Raw genomic sequence first — 18,917 nt, 5'->3', positions numbered from 1 at the left:
CCGGCCTCTCAGGGCCGGAAGGCGTCCGCGTGCTCGGCGGCCCACTGGGCGAAGGTGCGGGCCGGGCGGCCGGTGACCTTCTCGACATTGGAGTTGACGATGTTCGGCTCCTCCGGCACGTTGCCGAAGACGCCGATGAGGAAGTCGATCAGCTCCTGGGGCTGCCCCTCGGCGGCCATCTTCTCGCGCGCCTCCTGCTCGCTCAGCTCGATGAACTGGATCGCCCGGCCGATCGCCTCCCCGATGACGCGCACCTTGTCGCGGGTGGTGAGCCTTTCCGGCCCGGTCAGCCCGTACGTACGGCCCCGGTGACCGTCCTGCGCCAGCGCGGCCGCCGCCACGGCGGCGATGTCGGCCTCGTGGACCATCGCGGTGGTGGCGTCCCCGAACGGCTCGCGCACGACGCCTTCCGTACGGATGGGCTCGGCCCACTTCAGGGCGTTGGACATGAACTCCGTCGGCCTGACGTAGGTCCAGCCCAGGCTGCTTGCCTTGACCGCGGGCTCCAGCGTCCCCTCGTCCCACCCGCCGAGCACGGTGACCCTGAGGACGCCCGCCTTGACGGCCAGGTCGACGATCTCCTGCCCGTTGCGCAGAAGGCCGTAGTCGTCTCCCCCGAAGTTGATTAGGTGGACTCCCGTGACGCCGTCGAACGCGGCGCGCAGGCTGTCGGTGACGGTCAGGTCTCCCGCCACGACCTCCACCCCGGCGGGCATGCCCGCCCGCTCCGGCCGCCGGGTCAGCGCCCGTACGCGGTGACCGCCCCGAACAAGCTCGTCCACCACGTGCCGCCCGACGGTCCCGGTCGCCCCGGTCACAAGAAACGTCATGAGATCTCCTTCGCTGGTGAGCCCTGGCGCTGTATCGCCGGCTCTCGTTGGCCTCGGGAAAACCGTAGGAGCGATAGCGGCCACTTTCCGTCCTCAATTCCGCTGCGGCGCCCAAGGGGCAGGCAAAAAGCGTTGGACAACGCGTACCGTCCATGGCGATCGTGGGAGGCATGCCACAGGAGATCTGGGACGCCGAGACCGCCGCGCGGTATGACACGCCGGGCATCGGCATGTTCGCGCCCGAGGTCGTGGGGCCGACCGTGGACCGCCTCGCCGAACTCGCGGGCGACGGGCGGGCCCTGGAGTTCGCCATCGGAACCGGCCGTGTGGCCGTCCCCCTCGCCGGGCGAGGGGTGCCCGTCACCGGCATCGAGCTGTCACCGCCGATGATCGACCGGCTGCGGACGAAGGCGGACGAGGCGACGATCCCGGTGATCGTCGGGGACATGGCCACCGTCGCCGCCCCGGGGAAGTACACGCTCGTCTACCTCGTCTTCAACACGATCTCGAACCTGCTCACCCAGGCCGAGCAGGTCGCCTGTTTCCGTAACGCCGCCCGCCACCTCACACCCGGCGGCCGGTTCGTGATCGAGCTCTGGGTACCCGAGCTGCGCAAGCTCCCACCGGGTCAGCAGGCCACGGTGTGGCACTGCGAGCCCGGCTACATCGGCCTGGACACCTACGACGTCCTGCGCCAGCACGCGGTGTCGTACCACTTCACGTTCGACGACAGCAGACAGGCTCAGCTGTCCCGCAGTCCCCACCGCTACATCTGGCCGTCCGAGCTCGACCTCATGGCCCAGCTGGCGGGGTTCGAGCTGGAGACCAGGCACGCGGACTGGGCCGGAGCGGACTTCACCGCCGACTCGCGTTCCCACGTCTCCGTCTACCGCATCCCGCCGGACCACTGAGCGTCGTCAGAAGTCCGAGGTACCAGGAACCGCCGTTAGGCTGCGAGCATGCGTGATCTCGACGAGGACCCGCGCCCTGTCCGCGGCGTGGTGCGGCAGGTGTACGACGTGGAGCGGGCGGCGGCCCTGGAATACTCCCCGGACCTGGACGGTCTGGCCGATCCGGGCGAGATCGTGTGGGCCTGGGTGCCGTACGAGGAGGACGCCTCGCGGGGCAAGGACAGGCCCCTGCTGCTCGTCGGCCGCCACGGGCGCCGGCTGCTGGGCATGATGCTGTCCAGCCGCGACCCCGGAGAAGATCACCGGGATGACTGGCTGGAGCTCGGCTCCGGCGCGTGGGACCGCGATGACCGGGTGTCCTACCTGCGGCTGGACCGCATTTTCGAACTCGACGAGGACGACATCCGCCGCGAAGGCTCCGTTCTCGACCCGGCCAGGTTCGCCCGCGCGGCCGCGGTCCTGCACCGCCGCTACGGCTGGCCGTTCGCCTAGGCCGCGAGCGACCTTCACCTCCACCGGCACGGTCACCAGCGCCGCCAACAACCTCTGCCTCAACGTCACCGGCACCGGCAACACCTCCGCCGTGACCATCGCCACCTGCAACGGCCAGACCACCCAGAGATGGACCAGGTCATAGCCGATTCCACCCCGCCGGGTCCAGACGGCCCTCCCCTGGACCCGGCGCACCGGCTACCGGCGATCACGAAGCCGTACGGGACGTGCCGACCGGCGGGGGAACAACGGCCGGCCCGCCGGCGAACCGATCGACGGGGAATCGACGTCTAGCAATTGTGAAGCTCTCCCATTTGATCGGCCTCGGGCTCGGCCTCGCGGCGGCCGGGGTGTGCACAGCGGCCGTGGTGCTCTCGGGGTCGGCCGGCGACTCACCACCCGTACCGTCCACCTGCCCCCAACGCTGGGGAAGCGGCGACATCGGCGGCTGGGTGCCCGCCGCCGCCGACATCGAAGGCGTGGAGGAGTCGCTCGTCCCCGGCTCGCCGGTGCGGGCCCTCATCTGCGCGTACCCGGGGGACAACACGCGTCCGGGCGGCGAGCGGCTGGCCGGTTCACGGACGCTGACGGACCAGACGGCGGCGATGGCCCGTGACCTCGCATACCTCCCGGTGGCGACCCCCGACGTGGGCCGTATGTGCACGCAGATGGGGGGAGCGATGACCAACTACCTCATCCGGTTCGCCTACCCCGACGGCCGCGCCCTCTGGGTGGGCAGCGCCGAGGAGGTCAACCACTGCGTGAGGACCACCAACGGCACGGCCACCAGCAACTCCTACGCCGGCCCGGCCCTCACCACCGCCTACAAGCACGGCGTCTGGCGACCCGTACCGCCGGACGACCCCTGCCGGGGCCCCGGCGACCGCAGGGGTCAGGACAAGCTGATGGTCCCGGGACGACCCGGCCGGGTTACCGTGTGCAGGGAGGCCGCGTACGTGAGGCCGCCCTACCGGAAGCGGCATGGCAGGGACGTCGCCCGCTCCCTGGCCAGGACTCTGAACTCCCTGGACACCGTCACGAGCCAGAACTCATGCCAGGGGACGGGCGACGCTGAGGAACGGAGCATCCGCCTCATATTCGACTATCCGGAAGGACCGCCCGCCGCGGTGTCGATCACGATGAACTGCGTCCCCGCGATCGACAACGGCCTACTCCAGGCCGCCCTGAACGACGACGTCCGCGACCAGATCCTGCCCCTCGCCCCATCCTGACGATGAGACCCACCCTCCACCGAGCCGGTGCTCGGCGGCGCTGATGCTGTTCGACGATCCGACCTCCGCGCTGGACCCAGAGCTCGTCGACGGAACTGGCCGCCGACGGGATGACGATGGTCGTGGTGACCCACGAGATCGCCTTCGCCAGGGAGGTCGGAGACTGGCTGACCTTCTTCGCGCACGGCGTGGTCATCAAGCCGGGCCGGCCCGGTGAGCTCCTGGCGGCGCCCGACACCAACGGACCAGGACCTTTCTGTCCAGCGAGTCCTCGACGATCGACCGGCCCAGATCGCACAGACGCCCAGGAAAGCCACGAGCCGGGGCCACCCCCTGGGCCCCGGCTCGTGTCCGTCTCTCGCTGTTACGCCTCGCCGGTGGGGGTCACTCCTTGCCGGCGGCCTGGTGGTTCACGTCACCAGGCGGGTCGGTGTGCCCGCCGGGGCCGTCGTTCGTCTCCGCCTCGGCCTTTCCACCGGGGCCATCGTTGGTCTCCACGTCGGCCTTCCCGCCGAGGTCGTCGTTGGTCTCCGTGTCGGCCTTCCCTGCGGGCTCCTTGTCCTTGGAGTCGACGGGGTCGTTGGGGCCGGCCTTGTCCTGCTTGTCCTGACCCTGGTTGCTCGCGGTGGTCGCGTTGTCGTCCTGCTGCTCGCCATCGGCACCGGCGTCCGACGTGGTCGGCTGCGACCCGTTGACAGCGACCGGCGCCTTGGGGGCGGGGTTGCCGGAGGCGAGCGCCGTGCCGGCTCCCACACCTCCGAGGGCGAGGGCCGTCAGGGTGATCGCGACGATCTTGGGCGTGACCTTCACTGATTACTTCCTTGGAATCGGTTGTCGACTGACACCGATCAGCTTGCAGGGGGACTCATGAGACGGCCGTGTACGCCAGATGTGAGCACTGACATCTTTCCCCACATGCCTGGTCAGAGGCCGAGGGACCACAAAAGCGGCACGTCACAGGTGGTCACGCCCACGGGAATGCCCCCGAGGTCGATGGAGAGGGAACTCTACCCAGACACGTGCGCCCCCGCCTGGGCGGTTCTCGGCCCGGGCCCGGCCACCGTGGGCGTTGGCGATGGACGCCACGACCGCGAGGCCCAGGCCGGCCCCGCCCTGTGTGCGAGCACGTCCCGCGTCGGCGCGGCGGAAGCGTTCGAAGGCGTGGGGAAGGAACTCCGGCGGAAACCCGGGCCCACGGTCGCTGACCTCGATGACGGCCACACGCTCGCCGTCGCCGGTCGCGGTCCGCACGTTCAGTGCCACGGCGCTGCCCTCGGGGGCGTGGCGAAGTGCATTGCCGAGCAGGTTGTCGACGACCTGGCGAACCCGGTCCGGATCGCCGACGATCCGTATCGACGGGTCGGCGTCCAGTTCCATCGAGATCGTCCGGGTGGCGGCGGTGGCCTCTGAGCTTCGTACGGAGGCCGCTACGAGATCGGAGAGCGTGATCGGCCGCGCTTGCAGGAATTCGGCGCCTTCGTCGGCGCGGGCCAGCAACAGCAGGTCTTCCGCCAGCCGGATCAGCCGCTCGGTGTCGGCCGCCGCGGCCGAGATCGCCATGTTGAGCGTCTCCCGGTCCCGCCCCGGCCTGGCAGCGAGCTCCAGCTCCGCCTTGAGCGCGGTCAACGGGGTGCGCAACTCGTGGCCGGCGTCGGCGACGAAGCCGCGCTGACGTGCCAGAGCGCGCTGCAGCCGGTCCAGCAGCCCGTTCATGGCCTCCGCGAGGGAGGCGATCTCGTCGCGGGTTCGCGGGACGCGCAGGCGAGCGTCCGTACTGTGCTCGGTGATGTTCGTCAGCCGGCGGCGCATCCTGGTCACGGGGTGCAGCGCCGCTCCGGCCACCAGCCACGCCCCGAATCCCGCCACGGCGACGGCCGACCCTCCCACAGCCCAGATGGCCGTACGCGCCCGCGTCTGCGCGTCCTCGATGACACCGGTGCTCTCGCCCACCGCCGCGATGACCTCGTCGCCCGCTCGGCGCGCGGGCATGGCCAGCATCCGCACACGCTCACCTTCGATGCTGCCGGTGAAGAACAGCGATCCCTCGGAAGCGCGCTTGAGTTGCGCGGCCGTGAGCAGCGTGGCCGGACCCGCGGTCGATTCCAGCACGGCACCTTCGGGGGTGAGGACCTGCGTGACCTGCTCGGATTCGGAGAACTCGCCTCGGTAGTCGCCCCTCTGATCACCGCCGTCCGGGCGTGCGGTCGGCTGGGTCGCGGCGAGCCGGGTCGTCACGGCGTCCCCCCGGGCGCGGAGCGTCTCGTCCAAGGCGGAGTTCAAGCCGGACTGGAGCTGGGCCAGGAAGACCATCCCGGCGATGCCGATCGCGATCGCGATCCCCAGAGTGAACAGCAGCGAGAGCCGCAGCCGCAGCGACATCACCGCTCACCGGACGCCGGGGGAACGGCGACTCGGAGCCGGTAGCCGGCACCACGGACCGTCTCCAGGTGCTTCACGCCGAACGGCCGGTCGATCTTGCGTCGAAGGTAGGCGATGTACTGGTCCACCACATTGGAGACGCCGTCATAGGCGAAGTCCCATACGTGCTCCAGGATGTGGGTGCGGGTGAGCACCTGTCCCGGGTGGCGGAGGAACAACTCCAGCAGCGCGAACTCCTTCGGCGACAGGTCCAGCTCGGTGTCCCCGCGCCAGGCTCTGCGGCTCGCCGGGTCCAGCCGCAGGTCACCGGCCTGCAACGATGTCGGCCGCTCGCGTGCCCCACGGCGGATCAACGCCCGGAGGCGCGCGGACAGCTCGGTGAAGCTGAAGGGCTTGGTCAGATAGTCGTCCGCGCCCGCGTCCAGACCGCGTACCCGATCCGGGACCGCGTCCAGAGCGGTCAGCATCAGCACCGGAGCCCAGCAGCCTTCCGCGCGAAGGCGACGGCACACCTCGAACCCGTCCAGGTCCGGGAGCAGCACGTCAAGGACCACGACGTCGTAACCGAACTCCGTGGCCCGCCACACCGCGCCCTGCCCGTCGGCGGCCACATCGACGGCGTACCCCTCCTCGGCCAGCCCCCGCTGAAGCAGCGCCGACGTCCGAACCTCGTCCTCGACCACCAGCACGCGCACACACACCAAGCTAGACGAACATCTGGCCAGGGTGCGTCCGGCCGACGGCCCGGCCCCCCATGCCGTCGCCCGCGGCGGACGGTCACGATCTTCCGCTGCGACGTAGGGATGCACGATGCCGACTACGTTCGCGCCGATCGGTACGCGTGAACGGCGATGTGGGCGAACGACCTCGTCAGGGGGCTTTCATTCCCGGTCGCCCAGGCGACGACGAGTGAGCTCGGGGGCATGTCGGTCAGAAGCGCCCAGGTCAGCCCATCGGGCAGGGCGTGGGTGAACGGCGCGATGCCGATCATGCCGTTCCAGAGGACGGCCTGCATGCATTCGTTGACGGTGCGCACCACCGGGCCAGCACGCCGCTCGCCGACGGGCCTCGCCCCGTTCCAGTAGGCGCTCCAGACAGGGTCCGTGCCTTCCGGCAGCTGGAACCAGGGACGGTCGGCGACGTCGGCCAGGCACAGGGAGTCGCGACCGGCCAACGGGTCGTCCGCGCGCAGGACCACCCCGACCGGGTCCGACCGCAGCACGCGCATGCTGATTCCGATGTCGTCGAAGGGGGTCCGGGTGAGCGCCACGTCGACCAGGCCGTTGCGCAGTCCCGTGGTCGGGTCGGTGAAGTCCGCCTCACGGATCCGAATCGAGACCTTGGGATGGTGGCGGCGGAAGGTAGCGGCCAGCCGCGTGCTGAATTCTCCGGCGCTGTCAGCCAGCGTGCCGATGGTCAGCGTCGCGGCGCCAACCGTCGCCGTCACCCGCGCGCGTGCCTGCTCGGCCTGTTCCAGCAACGTACGCGCCTCCACGTACAGCACGCTCCCGGCGGGAGTGAGCTCCACGCCGGTGGCCGAACGATGCAACAGCGCGACGCCCAGGTCGGTCTCCAGTTGCTTGATGGCCCGGCTCAGCGGCGGCTGCGTCATGTGCAGCCGGGCGGCGGCCCGCCCGAAATGTCTCTCCTCGGCGATGGCCACGAAGTAGCGCAGCAGGCGAAGCTCCATCACCGGCAAAGATACCCATGCGGTATCGGGACTGCGCAAGCGGTGTTGGACGCCGGGCGGGCGCCGCCGGGAGAGTCGGAGCATGTCTTCCGAAGCCCTCACCCACGAACCGATCGTCGAGATCACCCAGGTCCGGGAACTCGCCCGCGACCTGGTGGTGATCCCCAACCGCAGCGTCGAGCTCGTGCCCAACATCGGCGTCATCGGCGGCAGCCACTCCGTGCTGGTCGTCGAGACCGGCATGGGCCCGCGTAACGCCGAGAAGGTGCTCGCCTTCGCGACCGAGTACGCCAGGGGGCGCAGGCTCTACCTGACCACGACCCACTTTCACCCGGAGCACGCGTTCGGCGCGCAGGCGTTCGCGGGCGAGGCGACGTACCTCGTCAACGGCGCGCAGGCCGCGGACCTGACCGGCAAGGGGCCGGCCTACCTCGAGATGTTCCGCGGCCTCGGCGCGCCGATCGCGCGGCAGTTGGAAGGCGTTGAGCTGGTCACGCCGGACACGGTCTACGAGACGCGTACGAGCTCGACCTGGGCGGCCGGGTCGTGCAGTTGCGTGCCACGGGGCGCGCCCACAGCAAGGGCGACCAGGTGGTGACCGTTCCTGACGCGGGTGTGCTGTTCACTGGTGACCTGGTCGACGCCGGGCAGTTCTCGATCTTCCCATGGTTCCCGCCACACGACACCGACGTCTCGGGACTGCGCTGGATCGAGGTGATGCGCCGCCTGGTCGCCACCGCCCCGGACGTGGTGGTACCCGGCCACGGCGACATCTCCGGCCCGCAGTTGCTGGCCGATGTCCGCGACTATCTCGAGCTCCTGCGCGATGAGACCTGGGTGCGGCGCGACTCGGCCATGCCCCAGGAGACGATCGTCGCAGAGGTCAAGGCCCTGATGATCGAGCGACACCCGGAGTGGGCCGGCCAGAACTGGATCGAACAGGGCGTCGGCTGCTTCTGCGCAGAACACGCCTGACACACGGGAGCACGGCACGCTCGATCATCTTCCGTGAGCGTCTCCACCCGTCTCGCGACGCAGCCGGCATCCGCGTCAGCGAGATCTCGGCCTTCCCACCCCTTCGGTGCGACCTGCGGGCGGGGCCAACGTCAATGCCTCATCGACCTGCTCAGGGGTGTGTCGACAGCTGATCGCGTACGCCCTTGAAGGCTGTGATGCTGTTCAGGCCACCGGTCGAACGCCGCCGCATCCGTCAGCACCAACGATCGCGCTTCACTGTTGAGCCGACTTCTCTCCATCCCCCGCCTCACCCTGTTGACCTTCCACCGGCAACGGCGGCCGTGCCGCCAGACGCGACACTGGCTCGCGTTGATCAGCCAGTTGGCGACGCGCATGATTGATGAAGCTGAGACGCGCATTTTCAAGGGCACTGCGCACCAGAGCCCAGTCCTCCTCCGAGGTGATCTCCCGTGCGCTTATCTTACGGTTGGTCTCCCAGAAGACCTGATCGATCTGTTGAGCTGCCGAGACCATGTCGGGCCCGGTGACCAGCGTGAGAACTGTTAGCGCTTCGTTCCAGGGGACCCAGTCTGGCCTGGTCCCGTCTCGCCAGGCAGACCGTAGAGCGAATTGCACCCTGTTCGATTCGCGCATGATGCCCAAACACGCATCTACTTGGTGATCACGCAGCCAGTGCTGCACCTGGGCACGTCTCGTGAGCATCCCACCCATCACCACCCCGAGCACCGTCGCACAAATTCCGCCGAGCACCGGAACAATCACACTGAGCTGCATAGGCCCTCCCCGTGACTATGTCCACGAGTCCTACGTGAGGATCTCGCATTCAGCAATGCCTAAGGAAGAGCTCTAAGAGCACCGCTATGAGGAGAGTCCCGCATCATGAGAGCGACTGCTGTATGGCTTACGCGGTATCAAGCATCAATGCTCTGCTCAGCTACCATCGCTCACAGAATTATCCCTGCATGTCTGCACCCCCTGAATCAGGGGATGCGTCCGCTCGCCGGCGGGCAGCGGGACGCCTCCCGCGAACGGCTCGTGGTCCTCGAATGCGTACAGCGCCATACCGTCAAACTACGTATTCGGCCCCGCACGCCTGGGCCAAGGACGGGCCGAACAGCGCGGCGGGGGTGAACGCGCCCGGCTTGCCCTCGCCCGCCAGCAGGCGCCGCACCACCTCGGCAGGCACCGCGCCGGTCCACTCCTGGGCCTCGCCGAGCCGCAGCCAGCCCTCGCGCGTCGTGCCGTCGGGCCAGCGCACGACCGCGTGCCCCCACGAGTGCTCGCGCGGCTTCGGCTTGGCTGCGACCTTCACCGCGGCCAGCCGCCGGATCGCGAACTCCCGCACCGGGCGGATGCCCAGCACCGCCGTGGCCACCGGCAGGATCGCCCGGACCACCGGCGAGGACGGCGCCTCGCTCGACGCCGCGACGACATTCGGCGCGCCGCTCGCGCGCTGGGCCGCGATCAGCTCGCCGAGCGGCATGCCGGCCGTGGTGACCACGCCGCCGTCGGGCAGTGTCAGCCGCACCGGGTCACCGCCGATCGGTGCCGCCACCAGCCGTCCGTCGCGGTATCGCCGCCCCTGGAACCGGCCGCCGCCCGCGACGCCCGGGATCCCGTCGAGGATGGTGGCGGCGAGGGCCTCGCCGAGCACCCCCGCCTGGGTTTCGAGCGACGGCACCATGTCGACCCTCACCTGCTCGGGCGCGGCGCGCCCTTCGCAGAGCTTCACGACCACGCTTTCCGTTGCGGTCACGCCGAACCCGGCGCCGGTCACGACCGTACGCCCGGAAGCCGCGACCGAATCGCCCAGCGCTAACGTCGTGGCCACTGCGGAGAGGTCGTTGGCCAGATCGAGGTAGTCGCTGCCCCCGTCGAGGCAGGCCCGGATCGTCGGCGTCGCGGTGCGGGTGAACGGGCCGACCGTGTTGACGACCGCGGCCGGGCGCTGCCGGCGAATCTCGGCCGCCATCGCCTCGGCCGAACCGGCCACCACCGTGCGGTCGCCCTCGGCCACCGCGACCAGGCGCGCGGCGTCCCGCCCGACCAGCACCGGCCGGATGCCCTGCGCGCGCAACTGGGCAGCGATTGCCCGGCCGCTGCGACCGGTCCCGCCCAGGATCCATACGTCTGTCATGTCCGCGCTCCGCCCTGTGATGACACGTCGTGTCATCACCATAACCGACGACGACATGACATGTCATCACTAGACTGGGGACGTGAGCAGATGGCGGCCCGACGCGCGTGAGCGCCTTCAGCAGGCTGCGCTGGATCTCTTCGCCGAACAGGGCTTCGCCGCCACAACCGTTCCCGAGATCACCGCCCGGGCCGGGCTGACCACGCGCACGTTCTTCCGGCACTTCGCCGACAAGCGGGAGGTCCTCTACGCCGACGACGCCGAGGTGCCGGCCATGGTCGCCACGATGATGGCCGAGGCTCCCCCGTCGGCCGAGCCGCTGGCCCTGATCGTCGAGGGCCTGCGGACGGTCGCCGAGACCCGCTTCGAGCCCCGCAAGGCGGCCCTGCTGGCCCGGCGCGAGCTGGTGCGCACCGACGCCGGCCTGCAGGAACGCGACCTGCGCAAGCGAGCGGTCATGTCCGAGGCGATCCGGGAGGGCTTCCAGGCCCGAGGCGTCGACCCGGCCCGGGCGGCACTGCTCGCCGAGACGTCGGTGACCCTGATCAACGTCTCCCTGGCCGAGTGGCTCGACGCCCCCGACGACCGCAAGCTCTACGACATCATCCTCGAGACCCTGGCGACGCTGCGGAGCGCGCTCGGCTGATCAGTCGACCGGCGTGAAGCTCTCGTAGAGCTCGACCTGATTGCGGCTGAAATCGAACATGCTCGACGCGTATTCCCCGGTCAGTGGCATGTCTTCCCAATCCTGTTCGACGCTCTGAACCAGTCAGCCATTCCGCTTAACGCCTTGTGACGTTTGCGTAGTGGCTTCAGGTGGTTCGGGCGTGGTCGGTGTGGAGGACGACCAGTGCCGCGGCGACGGGGCGGAGCCCCGGGGAGAAACAGCCCTGAGCGGAGCGAAGGACAATATCGACGACCGGGCCGTTCAGCTGGACAGCAGCAGAACGCTCGTTGACAAGAGGCCTCTCATGATCAAGGCGAGGGGCCTTGAGGCTGAAGCTGGAGCCGACGAGGGGAATCGAACCCCTGACCTTCGGTTTACAAGCCGGAAGAGGATCGTCTCCCCACGTCCCTCGCTGTCTCTGCGCTGCTGGTCAAAAGCCTATTTTCTTGATCCTCTTCCACCGATGTCTACGGCCGTCTCGGGACGCATTTAGCATCCGCGTTAGCAAGATCCTCGCCTCCCCTTCGATGCGTAGTTCCTGTTCCAGCGCGGCGAGTTGCCGTTCGCCGAGCCGGGGCAGGGAGGCAGGCCCGTGCGAGCGCAGCGCTCCGTCCCCGCCGGCTCGCCAGTCCCTCTTCCAACGCTGAACGGACCGCAGGCTGATTCGCAGGTCCCGGGCGATGGCCGTGCTGGATTCATCACGGGCGAACCGCTCGGCCGCCTGCAGCCGGAGTCGTTCGCGGAACGCTCTTCGCTCGGCGGACAACCCTCCGCCTTGTGCGTACCTCATGACGTCGGTCTACCCGGTAATCAAGGCTCATCAGGAGCTATGACACCACCAGTTCAACCTCAGTAACCGAGAGGTCGGGCAGCCGGCCAGAACTGGATGCGGAACTCCTCCAAACCCTCCGGGTAGCCACTGTCGTCATCGTCCTCGTCGTCATATGCCTCATCCGATGAGAAGTAGACAACGGCCTGGCTCGCCTTCTTGATCCGCTGGGCGCGGACCGACCACAGGGCGGCCGGCTCTCCCAGGTCGAGGACCGGGCCGCCGTTGCCCATGGAGTTGCCCGCCCGAACCCGGCCCGAACTGCTGCGCATCGGCTCAGCGGCGGTCCCCGCCTGACCCTCCGGGTCGGCAGGCGGCTCGCCGTCCCACAGTTCGAGCGCGACGTCCGCTATGTGGTGGTAACCCTGGCGGCTGCACACGATTGCCATGTTCTCCGTGACGGCGAACCAGGGGTCACCCTGTCTCACCAGCTCGTACAGCTCTTCCGGGGCGAGCGCGACGGACGAGAAGGAGAGCCCGTCGAGGTCCATGACGGTGAATGAGCCATACATCACTAGGAATGGACCCGCGACGCGGGCAATGAGCTTTGACATGGTTCTCCGTAAACGTCGCGCCGACACAGCTTGACGCAAGGATAGGCCGAGCGCCCAGCGGTGATCCGCCGGGCGCTCAGTTTTCCGCTATGGCCCCGGGTTCACGAGGTTCCCCGCGGCGTTGTAGAGATGCAGGATGAAGTTCTCGTTGTAGAGGATCCGGTCGTTCATGTAGAAGCGCCCGAGCCCCGCGAGATGGTAGGTCGCCCCCCAGTTGGTGTTCTGCTGCTTGGGGATCAGTGACACCGAGACCGCCACTCCCGGCTTGTAGGGCGCGCCCTTGTCAGCGGGCTTGTTCGCCTGCCAGCTCACCCAGGAACCCTGGTAGGTGCTCTGGAAGGGATACTCGTCGCACTCCTTCAGCGAAGTGTCCCAGGGAGCGGCGCCACCCTTCCAGCTGGACTTGTAGTCGATCGCGCATATTCTGAAGGATCGATAGTAGTTCCGCGATGCCCGGTTCTTGATGACGTTCGGATCGCTGTCCTTCTTGTTGAGCCGAGTCAGCGGCGTGTTGGTGCTGAATCCGGGGAACTCCTTGCCGGTTCCGAAGGGGACATGTTTCGGCCACAACCTCGGGTTCGTCGTGGTCGTTTCCGGAGTGGTGAGGTTAGGAGTTTTGTAGGCCTTGTAGATGTGCGCGTAGGCGTCCGGGAAGGTGTTTTCATGCAGTTCGACAGCGCGCATCTTGTGGTCGAAGATGCAGCCACGCGGGAAGAGTTGGTTCTCCCTCGCGGAGTCACATCGAACCACTCCCTTCGCCATGGCGCCCTTGTACATCAACGGAAGATCCCGCACAGTCAGCTTCAACTGGATGGTGCACTGGGACAGCCATTGCGAAGTGTCGGCCGGTGTCCACCCGCTCTCCGGTGATTCGATCTTGAAGGCGACCTTCCTGTTGTTCCAGTAGCTCTCGTTCCCGGCATAGACCGAGAGGTGGCTGGAGTCGACCACCTGCCGGCACGAGAAAGCGGGGGAACCCTGCACGTCGAGGCCGAGGGCGAAGACCTGGCCGTCGAAGACCGATCCCTGCACGGTGTCGTCCAACTGCAGGTTGATCACTTCGATCTCGGCGGTCCGGGAGTCGTTGAAGACCCGCCCGATCGTCATGAGCACCATGCTCGCCTCGTCGGTCACCCGCGACCGCAACGTGCGCGGATTGGTGACCTCGACAGTGAATCTGGGCTTCTGAGACACGCACCAGTCGTGCGGGCCGGGGTTCCAGCCCTTCGGGTTCCTGACCGGGACCGGGAATCTGGGTGGGAAGTAGAAGCTGGAGTTCTCCTTGATGCAGTCCTCGGGAGCGATCCGATGGTAGGTAGGAGTCGCGGACGCGGCCGCAGCGGCCTTCACCGAGCTCTTGACGCGCGCAGCCGATGCCGTCACCCCCGCCGCGACCGCCGCCTCCTCCGCGGTAATGGCCTTGTCGTAGATCCAGATGTCGTCGAGGGACCCATTCAGCCTGGTGCCCAGCGTGGTCACGCCGTCGGCGCGCCAGGTGGTGAAGCCGAGCGTGGCCGACTCGATCGCGACCCCGTTGAGGTATAGGGTCGCTCGCTTCGTGGCCGCGTCGTACGCGCCCGCCAGGTGGAACCACTGGTTGACCGGCGGCTCCACCTGCGAGAGCACACCGCCGGTGCTCGCCTCGCGCGTGTCCGCGCTTGCGAAGGTGAAGACCAACCCGTCTTCGGCGGTGTTGCCCAGCCGGAAGGCGGCTTGATGCGTGCCTCGCTGCTCGATGACGGTGTAGTCACCGTCCTTGTCCGCCCAGCGAACCCACGCGCCGACGGTGAAGCTCGACTCCGAAGGGACAAGGGCCGTCGTGGCCTCCGCCAGCGGCTCCTCGCCTGGCAGGATGAGGTCAACCTTGACCGTCAGCCAGGATGACCAGCCCGCGGAGACACCTCCGGCCACGGCGCGGGCACGCCACCGGATCAGCCAGCCATCGGTCAGCTTCCCTGCCGGGATGGTCAGGGCCGCCGGGCCTCCCGAGGCGATGTCGTCCACGCCACCGGTCCAGATCTGCCCGCTCCCTTGGTTCTCGGGAGCGGCCGGGTCGTGCTCGACCTGGAACTCGACTCGTGAGACCGCCGCCTGCGGATGGGTGGCGATCGCGCTCAAGGTGGGGGTGAGGGATTCGGTGGCGGTTACCCCGTCCACCGTCCTGGCCGGTGTGAGCTGCAGTCCAGCCACGTCCGGCTTGGGAAGGTCGACCGTGAACAGCCGCCAGTCCGACCAGTCAGAAGCCGCGGTCTCCGAGGTCGCGCGGACTCGCCACCGGACCTGCCAGCCGTCGATCAGCTTTCCGCTGGGTACGGCGAGCACAGCCCGGCTGTTCACGGCGATGCCGTGCACGCTCCCAGCCCAGATCTGCCCGCTCCCTTGGTTCTCGGGGGCGGCCGGATCGTGCTCGACCTCGAACTCGGCGGTGAGCGCGTCACCGCGCGGGTCGGTCAGCGTCGCGCGCAACTCGGGGGTCAACGACAGGGCGAGAGTCTTGCCACCGACCGTCTGCGCGGGTGTGACCTGCGGGTCGTTCACTTCTGGCGCTGAGGCTGGTCGCTTGACGGTGAGCTGCTGCCAGGCCGACCACGGAGAGGTGAGCGTCCCGGCGATCGAACGGGCGCGCCAGCGCACCACCCATCGCCCGGGACCTGCGAATCAGCCTGCGGTCCGTTCAGCGTTGGAAGAGGGACTGGCGAGCCGGCGGGGACGGAGCGCTGCGCTCGCACGGGCCTGCCTCCCTGCCCCGGCTCGGCGAACGGCAACTCGCCGCGCTGGAACAGGAACTACGCAAGGAACCCGTCTGGCACGGCTGGTCCGACCAGCGCTGGACCCTGTCTCGGGTCAAGACCGTGATCGGCGGGCGCTTCCATCTGACCTACACCCTGCAAGGAGTGCGTAAGCTGCTGCTCCGCAACGGCTACTCCTGCCAGGTCCCGGCCCGCCGCGCCCTGGAGCGAGATGAAGCGGCGGTGACAGGGTGGGTGAAGGAGGCCTGGCCGAGCGTGGAAGATCCGCGGCGGCGCTCGGCGCCGGTCTCGTCTTCGAAGACGAGACCGGCCTGTCGATGATGCCGCCCCGTCGCGCGCACCTGGGCACCCCGAGGCCATACCCCGGTCATCACCGTGCGGGGCCGTTCTCGGCGCCGGATCTCGATCGCGGCGCTGGCGGAGCGTGATCGCAGGGTCAGCGTGCCCCAGCCGGGCCGTGTACGCGCACGTGATCAATGAGCAGATGGCGACGGCGGCCGACATCTTCGCCACCGCGGTCAAGGAAGTCGTCGCATAGCGCGTGTTAGCAAGTCTGTTAGCAAAAGGCCCCTTGTGATCATGGCGAGGGGCCTTTGAGCTGGGAGCCGACGAGGGGAATCGAACCCCTGACCTACGGTTTACAAGACCGTTGCTCTGCCGATTGAGCTACGTCGGCGGGTGGTGCTCTACGAGTTTAGTGGCATGGGGTGGGGCCTGGCACCGGCGTTGTGGTGTCAGGCCCGTTGAGGAATTGTCCAGGGCCGGCGTCAGCGGCGGCGAAGGCGGGAGATCTCGTAGAGGGCTATGCCCGTGGCCACGCCGGCGTTCAGGGACTCGGCGGCGGCTCGCATGGGGATGCGGGCGACCACGTCGCAGGACTCGCGGACGAGGCGGGACAGGCCCTTGCCCTCGGAGCCGATGACGATGACGAGGGGCTCGGTGGCGAGGTCGACGTCGCCGATCTCGACGGGGCCCTCACCGTCGAGGCCGATGACGAACAGGCCCCGCTCGCGGTACTCGCGCAGGCTGTTCGTGAGGTTGGCGGCCCGGGCCACGGGCATGTGGGCCAGGGTGCCCGCGGAGGTCTTCCAGGCCCCGGCGGTGACGCCGGCCGAGCGGCGGGAGGGGACGAGGATGCCGTGGGCGCCGAAGGCGGTGGCGGAGCGGGCGATGGCGCCGAGGTTGCGCGGGTCGGTGACGCCGTCGAGGGCGACGATGAGCGGGACCTCGGCGGCGTCCTGCGCCTGCTCGACCAGGTCGTCGGGGTGGGCGTAGTCGTAGGGCGGGAGCTGGAGGCCGATGCCCTGGTGGATGGTGCCCTCGGTGAGCCGGTCGAGCTTGTCGCGGCTGATCTCGAGCAGGGCGATGCCGCGGTTGGAGGCTATCTTGATGGCCTCGCGGGTGCGGTCGTCGTGGTCGATGCGCTGGGCGACGTACAGCGTGTTCGCCGGCACCTCGGCGCGCAGGGCCTCGACGACGGGGTTGCGGCCGCCGATGACCTCCGGGGCGTCGTCCCGCCGGGGGCCGCGCGCCGGGCGGGCCGGGGCGGTGCCCTCCTTGGGGCGGGCCGCCGCCGCGCCTGCGGCGCGCTGGCGGTCCTTGAACCAGTGCCGCTCGCTCGCCGGAGGCGTCGCTCCCCGGCCCGCGAGCGTCTTGCGGCCCTGACCGCCGGTGCCTCGCGTGGCGCCTTGCCGCTTACCGCCGGATCTACCGGACCCTTTACCCGCACCTGCCATGTCTGCAAGCCTACCGGCGCGATCAGCGCGCCAGTTCCCATCGAGGGCCCTGGGGGGTGTCCTCGACGATCACGCCGGCGGCCGCGAGCTGGTCGCGGATGGCGTCGGCGGCGGCGTAGTCCTTGCGGGCGCGGGCGGCCTGGCGCTGCTCCAGGGCGACCTTGACCAGCGCGTCCACCGTCTCATGCAGGCCGGCGTCGGCGGCGGAGCCCCGCCACTGCGGCGAGCGCGGGTCGAGGCCGAGGACGTCGAGCATGTTCTGGGTCTCGGCGAGAAGGCGGGCGACCTGCTCCTTGTTGCCGTGGGCCAGGGCGACGTTGCCCTCGCGGACGACCTCATGGACGACGGCGAGCGCCTGGGGCACCCCGAGGTCGTCGTCGAGCGCGTCGACGAACGCCTGCGGAAGGGGGGCGGCGGCGTCGACGTCGTGGATGACCTCGGCGGCGCGGGTGACGAAGCCCTCGATGCGCTGGTAGCCGGCGGCGGCCTCGGCCAGGGCCTCCTCGGAGTAGTCGATCGAGGAGCGGTAGTGGGCGGCGACGAGGTAGTAGCGCAGCTCGACGGCGCGGACCTTGGTGAGCATCGCGGGGACGAGCAGCGAGTTGCCGAGCGACTTGCTCATCTTCTCGGCGCCGACCTTGAGCATGCCGTTGTGCAGCCAGTAGCGGGCGAAGCCGTCGCCGGCGGCCTGGGACTGGGCGACCTCGTTCTCGTGGTGCGGGAAGATCAGGTCGACCCCGCCGCCGTGGATGTCGAAGGTCTCGCCGAGGTACTTCGTGGCCATGGCCGAGCATTCGATGTGCCAGCCGGGACGGCCGGAACCCCACGGGGTGGGCCAGGTGGGCTCGCCGGGCTTGGCGCCCTTCCACAGGGCGAAGTCGCGGGGGTCGCGCTTGCAGTCGGCGTCGGTGTCGGCCGCGGCGCGCATGTTCTCGGGGCGCTGGTTGGAGAGCCTGCCGTAGCGCTCGGCGTAGGACATGACGTCGAAGTACACGTCGCCGCCCGCGGCGTAGGCGTGGCCCTTGTCGATCAGCCGTTGGATCAGCTCGACCATCTCGGGGATGTGGCCCATCGCCCGGGGCTCGACGGTGGGCGGCAGGCACCCGAGGGCCTCGTACGCCCACGTGAAGGCGCGCTGGTTGCGCTCGGAGACGACGAACCACGGGACGCCTTCCTCGGCGGCCACACGGAGGATCTTGTCGTCGAGGTCGGTGACGTTGCGGCAGAACGACACGTCGTAGCCCGAGCGTGTCAGCCAGCGGCGCATGACGTCGAAGTTGACGCCGGACCGAATGTGCCCGATATGGGGCGGAGCCTGCACAGTAGCCCCGCACAGGTAGATCGAGACCCGCCCGGGCTGGATGGGGACGAAGTCGCGGACCGCACGGGTGCTGGTGTCGTATAGGCGCAGACTCACGAACGCAAGGCTAATGCCTCGCAGGCCCTGACAGGACTGGTTGCCCGACCTCACTCGCCGCCAATGCGAATGTGAACCGGACGGCGTTTCCGGACGTCCGGCGTGAGCAGCCAAGTCCTCCCATATGGCGGCCGTTGTCCGGAATGATTTGTACAGGTCCAAGGCATGACATCCCCATGCGCACGTAAATCGGAGACCATGCGGCGTGCCCGTATCGGCGATTGAGGACCGGTAAGTGTCCTGTAAGGCCGCGGAGTCGGACGGCCGTCACTTCACATGACAACCGCACCGCCGTTTCGCGCCGTCACAATTGCC

General features: G+C 68.9%; 19 protein-coding genes, 1 tRNA gene and 2 pseudogenes. 9 read left to right on the top strand and 13 right to left on the bottom strand.

Annotated elements, in window-relative coordinates:
- Positions 1–8: 8 nt before the first annotated feature.
- A complete protein-coding gene (locus tag DQ384_RS09705; protein ID WP_114028365.1) occupies positions 9–830 on the bottom strand; it encodes an NAD(P)H-binding protein in 822 nt (273 codons plus the stop codon).
- A gap of 170 nt (positions 831–1,000) precedes the next feature.
- Here DQ384_RS09705 and DQ384_RS09700 point away from each other — a divergent pair, with 170 nt between their 5' ends.
- The 5 genes and pseudogenes from DQ384_RS09700 to DQ384_RS43615 all read left to right on the top strand — a co-directional run.
- Positions 1,001–1,741 carry a class I SAM-dependent DNA methyltransferase gene (locus tag DQ384_RS09700; RefSeq protein ID WP_114028475.1) on the top strand — a complete coding sequence of 247 codons (741 nt, stop codon included), beginning with the start codon at positions 1,001–1,003 and terminating at the stop codon, positions 1,739–1,741.
- Between the two features lie 48 nt (positions 1,742–1,789).
- A complete protein-coding gene (locus DQ384_RS42790) occupies positions 1,790–2,233 on the top strand; it encodes a type II toxin-antitoxin system PemK/MazF family toxin (protein WP_114028364.1) in 444 nt (147 codons plus the stop codon).
- A 4-nt stretch (positions 2,234–2,237) separates the two neighbouring features.
- Positions 2,238–2,378 (top strand): annotated as a pseudogene (locus DQ384_RS44125) (ricin-type beta-trefoil lectin domain protein); the annotation flags it as partial.
- Positions 2,379–2,547: 169 nt separating this feature from the next.
- Complete coding sequence (locus tag DQ384_RS09685; RefSeq protein WP_114028362.1) at positions 2,548–3,465, top strand: hypothetical protein; 918 nt, start codon at positions 2,548–2,550, stop codon at positions 3,463–3,465.
- A 37-nt stretch (positions 3,466–3,502) separates the two neighbouring features.
- Positions 3,503–3,730 (top strand): annotated as a pseudogene (locus DQ384_RS43615) (amino acid ABC transporter ATP-binding protein); the annotation flags it as partial.
- Between the two features lie 119 nt (positions 3,731–3,849).
- Here the strand turns inward: DQ384_RS43615 and DQ384_RS40355 are convergent.
- From DQ384_RS40355 to DQ384_RS09665, 4 genes are all read right to left on the bottom strand, one after another.
- Positions 3,850–4,275, bottom strand: coding sequence for a hypothetical protein (locus DQ384_RS40355; RefSeq protein ID WP_147268717.1), 426 nt, complete (start codon positions 4,273–4,275; stop codon positions 3,850–3,852).
- Between the two features lie 144 nt (positions 4,276–4,419).
- The gene (locus tag DQ384_RS09675) at positions 4,420–5,844 is read right to left on the bottom strand and encodes a sensor histidine kinase (protein WP_114028361.1); all 1,425 of its coding nucleotides are present in this window, start codon (positions 5,842–5,844) and stop codon (positions 4,420–4,422) included.
- On the bottom strand, positions 5,844–6,539 hold the full coding sequence (locus tag DQ384_RS09670) for a response regulator transcription factor (protein WP_114028360.1): 696 nt from the start codon (positions 6,537–6,539) through the stop codon (positions 5,844–5,846). Before DQ384_RS09670 ends, DQ384_RS09675 begins: the two co-directional genes overlap by 1 nt.
- A 122-nt stretch (positions 6,540–6,661) precedes the next feature.
- Positions 6,662–7,534: a LysR family transcriptional regulator gene (locus tag DQ384_RS09665; protein WP_114028359.1), complete on the bottom strand. Its 873-nt coding sequence runs from the start codon at positions 7,532–7,534 to the stop codon at positions 6,662–6,664.
- 82 nt (positions 7,535–7,616) lie between these two features.
- On the opposite strand from DQ384_RS09665, the gene DQ384_RS43610 reads away from it, so the two are divergent.
- Together DQ384_RS43610 and DQ384_RS43605 are read left to right on the top strand one after the other, a co-directional pair.
- Positions 7,617–8,132 carry an MBL fold metallo-hydrolase gene (locus tag DQ384_RS43610; protein ID WP_220182860.1) on the top strand — a complete coding sequence of 172 codons (516 nt, stop codon included), beginning with the start codon at positions 7,617–7,619 and terminating at the stop codon, positions 8,130–8,132.
- Positions 8,081–8,509: an MBL fold metallo-hydrolase gene (locus tag DQ384_RS43605; protein WP_281274029.1), complete on the top strand. Its 429-nt coding sequence runs from the start codon at positions 8,081–8,083 to the stop codon at positions 8,507–8,509. The genes DQ384_RS43610 and DQ384_RS43605 overlap by 52 nt, the downstream gene beginning before the upstream one ends.
- Before the next feature lie 255 nt (positions 8,510–8,764).
- Here DQ384_RS43605 and DQ384_RS40350 read toward each other — a convergent pair whose 3' ends face one another.
- Positions 8,765–9,286: a hypothetical protein gene (locus DQ384_RS40350; RefSeq protein ID WP_147268716.1), complete on the bottom strand. Its 522-nt coding sequence runs from the start codon at positions 9,284–9,286 to the stop codon at positions 8,765–8,767.
- A 292-nt stretch (positions 9,287–9,578) separates the two neighbouring features.
- Positions 9,579–10,649, bottom strand: a complete 1,071-nt coding sequence (locus tag DQ384_RS09655) for a saccharopine dehydrogenase NADP-binding domain-containing protein (RefSeq protein ID WP_114028358.1) — start codon at positions 10,647–10,649, stop codon at positions 9,579–9,581.
- Positions 10,650–10,731: 82 nt separating this feature from the next.
- Here DQ384_RS09655 and DQ384_RS09650 point away from each other — a divergent pair, with 82 nt between their 5' ends.
- Positions 10,732–11,295: a TetR/AcrR family transcriptional regulator gene (locus tag DQ384_RS09650; protein ID WP_114028357.1), complete on the top strand. Its 564-nt coding sequence runs from the start codon at positions 10,732–10,734 to the stop codon at positions 11,293–11,295.
- A 451-nt stretch (positions 11,296–11,746) separates the two neighbouring features.
- Here the strand turns inward: DQ384_RS09650 and DQ384_RS44120 are convergent, their stop codons facing one another.
- The 3 genes from DQ384_RS44120 to DQ384_RS09635 form a co-directional block, all read right to left on the bottom strand.
- Positions 11,747–12,106, bottom strand: a complete 360-nt coding sequence (locus DQ384_RS44120; RefSeq protein ID WP_114028356.1) for a helix-turn-helix domain-containing protein — start codon at positions 12,104–12,106, stop codon at positions 11,747–11,749.
- A gap of 59 nt (positions 12,107–12,165) precedes the next feature.
- A complete protein-coding gene (locus tag DQ384_RS09640; RefSeq protein ID WP_114028355.1) occupies positions 12,166–12,699 on the bottom strand; it encodes a hypothetical protein in 534 nt (177 codons plus the stop codon).
- An 87-nt stretch (positions 12,700–12,786) separates the two neighbouring features.
- On the bottom strand, positions 12,787–15,336 hold the full coding sequence (locus tag DQ384_RS09635; RefSeq protein ID WP_114028354.1) for a LamG domain-containing protein: 2,550 nt from the start codon (positions 15,334–15,336) through the stop codon (positions 12,787–12,789).
- Positions 15,337–15,338: 2 nt separating this feature from the next.
- Here DQ384_RS09635 and DQ384_RS44115 point away from each other — a divergent pair, with 2 nt between their 5' ends.
- Positions 15,339–15,770 (top strand): winged helix-turn-helix domain-containing protein, encoded by a 432-nt coding sequence (locus tag DQ384_RS44115; protein WP_114028353.1) that lies wholly within the window; start codon positions 15,339–15,341, stop codon positions 15,768–15,770.
- Positions 15,771–16,052: 282 nt separating this feature from the next.
- On the opposite strand, the gene DQ384_RS09620 is transcribed toward DQ384_RS44115, so the two are convergent.
- From DQ384_RS09620 to cysS, 3 genes are all read right to left on the bottom strand, one after another.
- Positions 16,053–16,125, bottom strand: a tRNA-Thr gene (locus DQ384_RS09620).
- Between the two features lie 91 nt (positions 16,126–16,216).
- Entirely contained in the window at positions 16,217–17,185 is a 969-nt protein-coding gene (gene rlmB, locus DQ384_RS09615; protein ID WP_114028352.1) for a 23S rRNA (guanosine(2251)-2'-O)-methyltransferase RlmB, read from the bottom strand.
- Between the two features lie 22 nt (positions 17,186–17,207).
- Positions 17,208–18,602, bottom strand: coding sequence for a cysteine--tRNA ligase (gene cysS / locus DQ384_RS09610; protein ID WP_114028351.1), 1,395 nt, complete (start codon positions 18,600–18,602; stop codon positions 17,208–17,210).
- Positions 18,603–18,917: the final 315 nt, after the last annotated feature.

This window comes from Sphaerisporangium album, assembly GCF_003323745.1.
Taxonomy (GTDB): domain Bacteria; phylum Actinomycetota; class Actinomycetes; order Streptosporangiales; family Streptosporangiaceae; genus Sphaerisporangium; species Sphaerisporangium album.
Note: the sequence above shows the minus strand (reverse complement) of the source record. Positions and strands in the feature narration are given on the sequence as shown.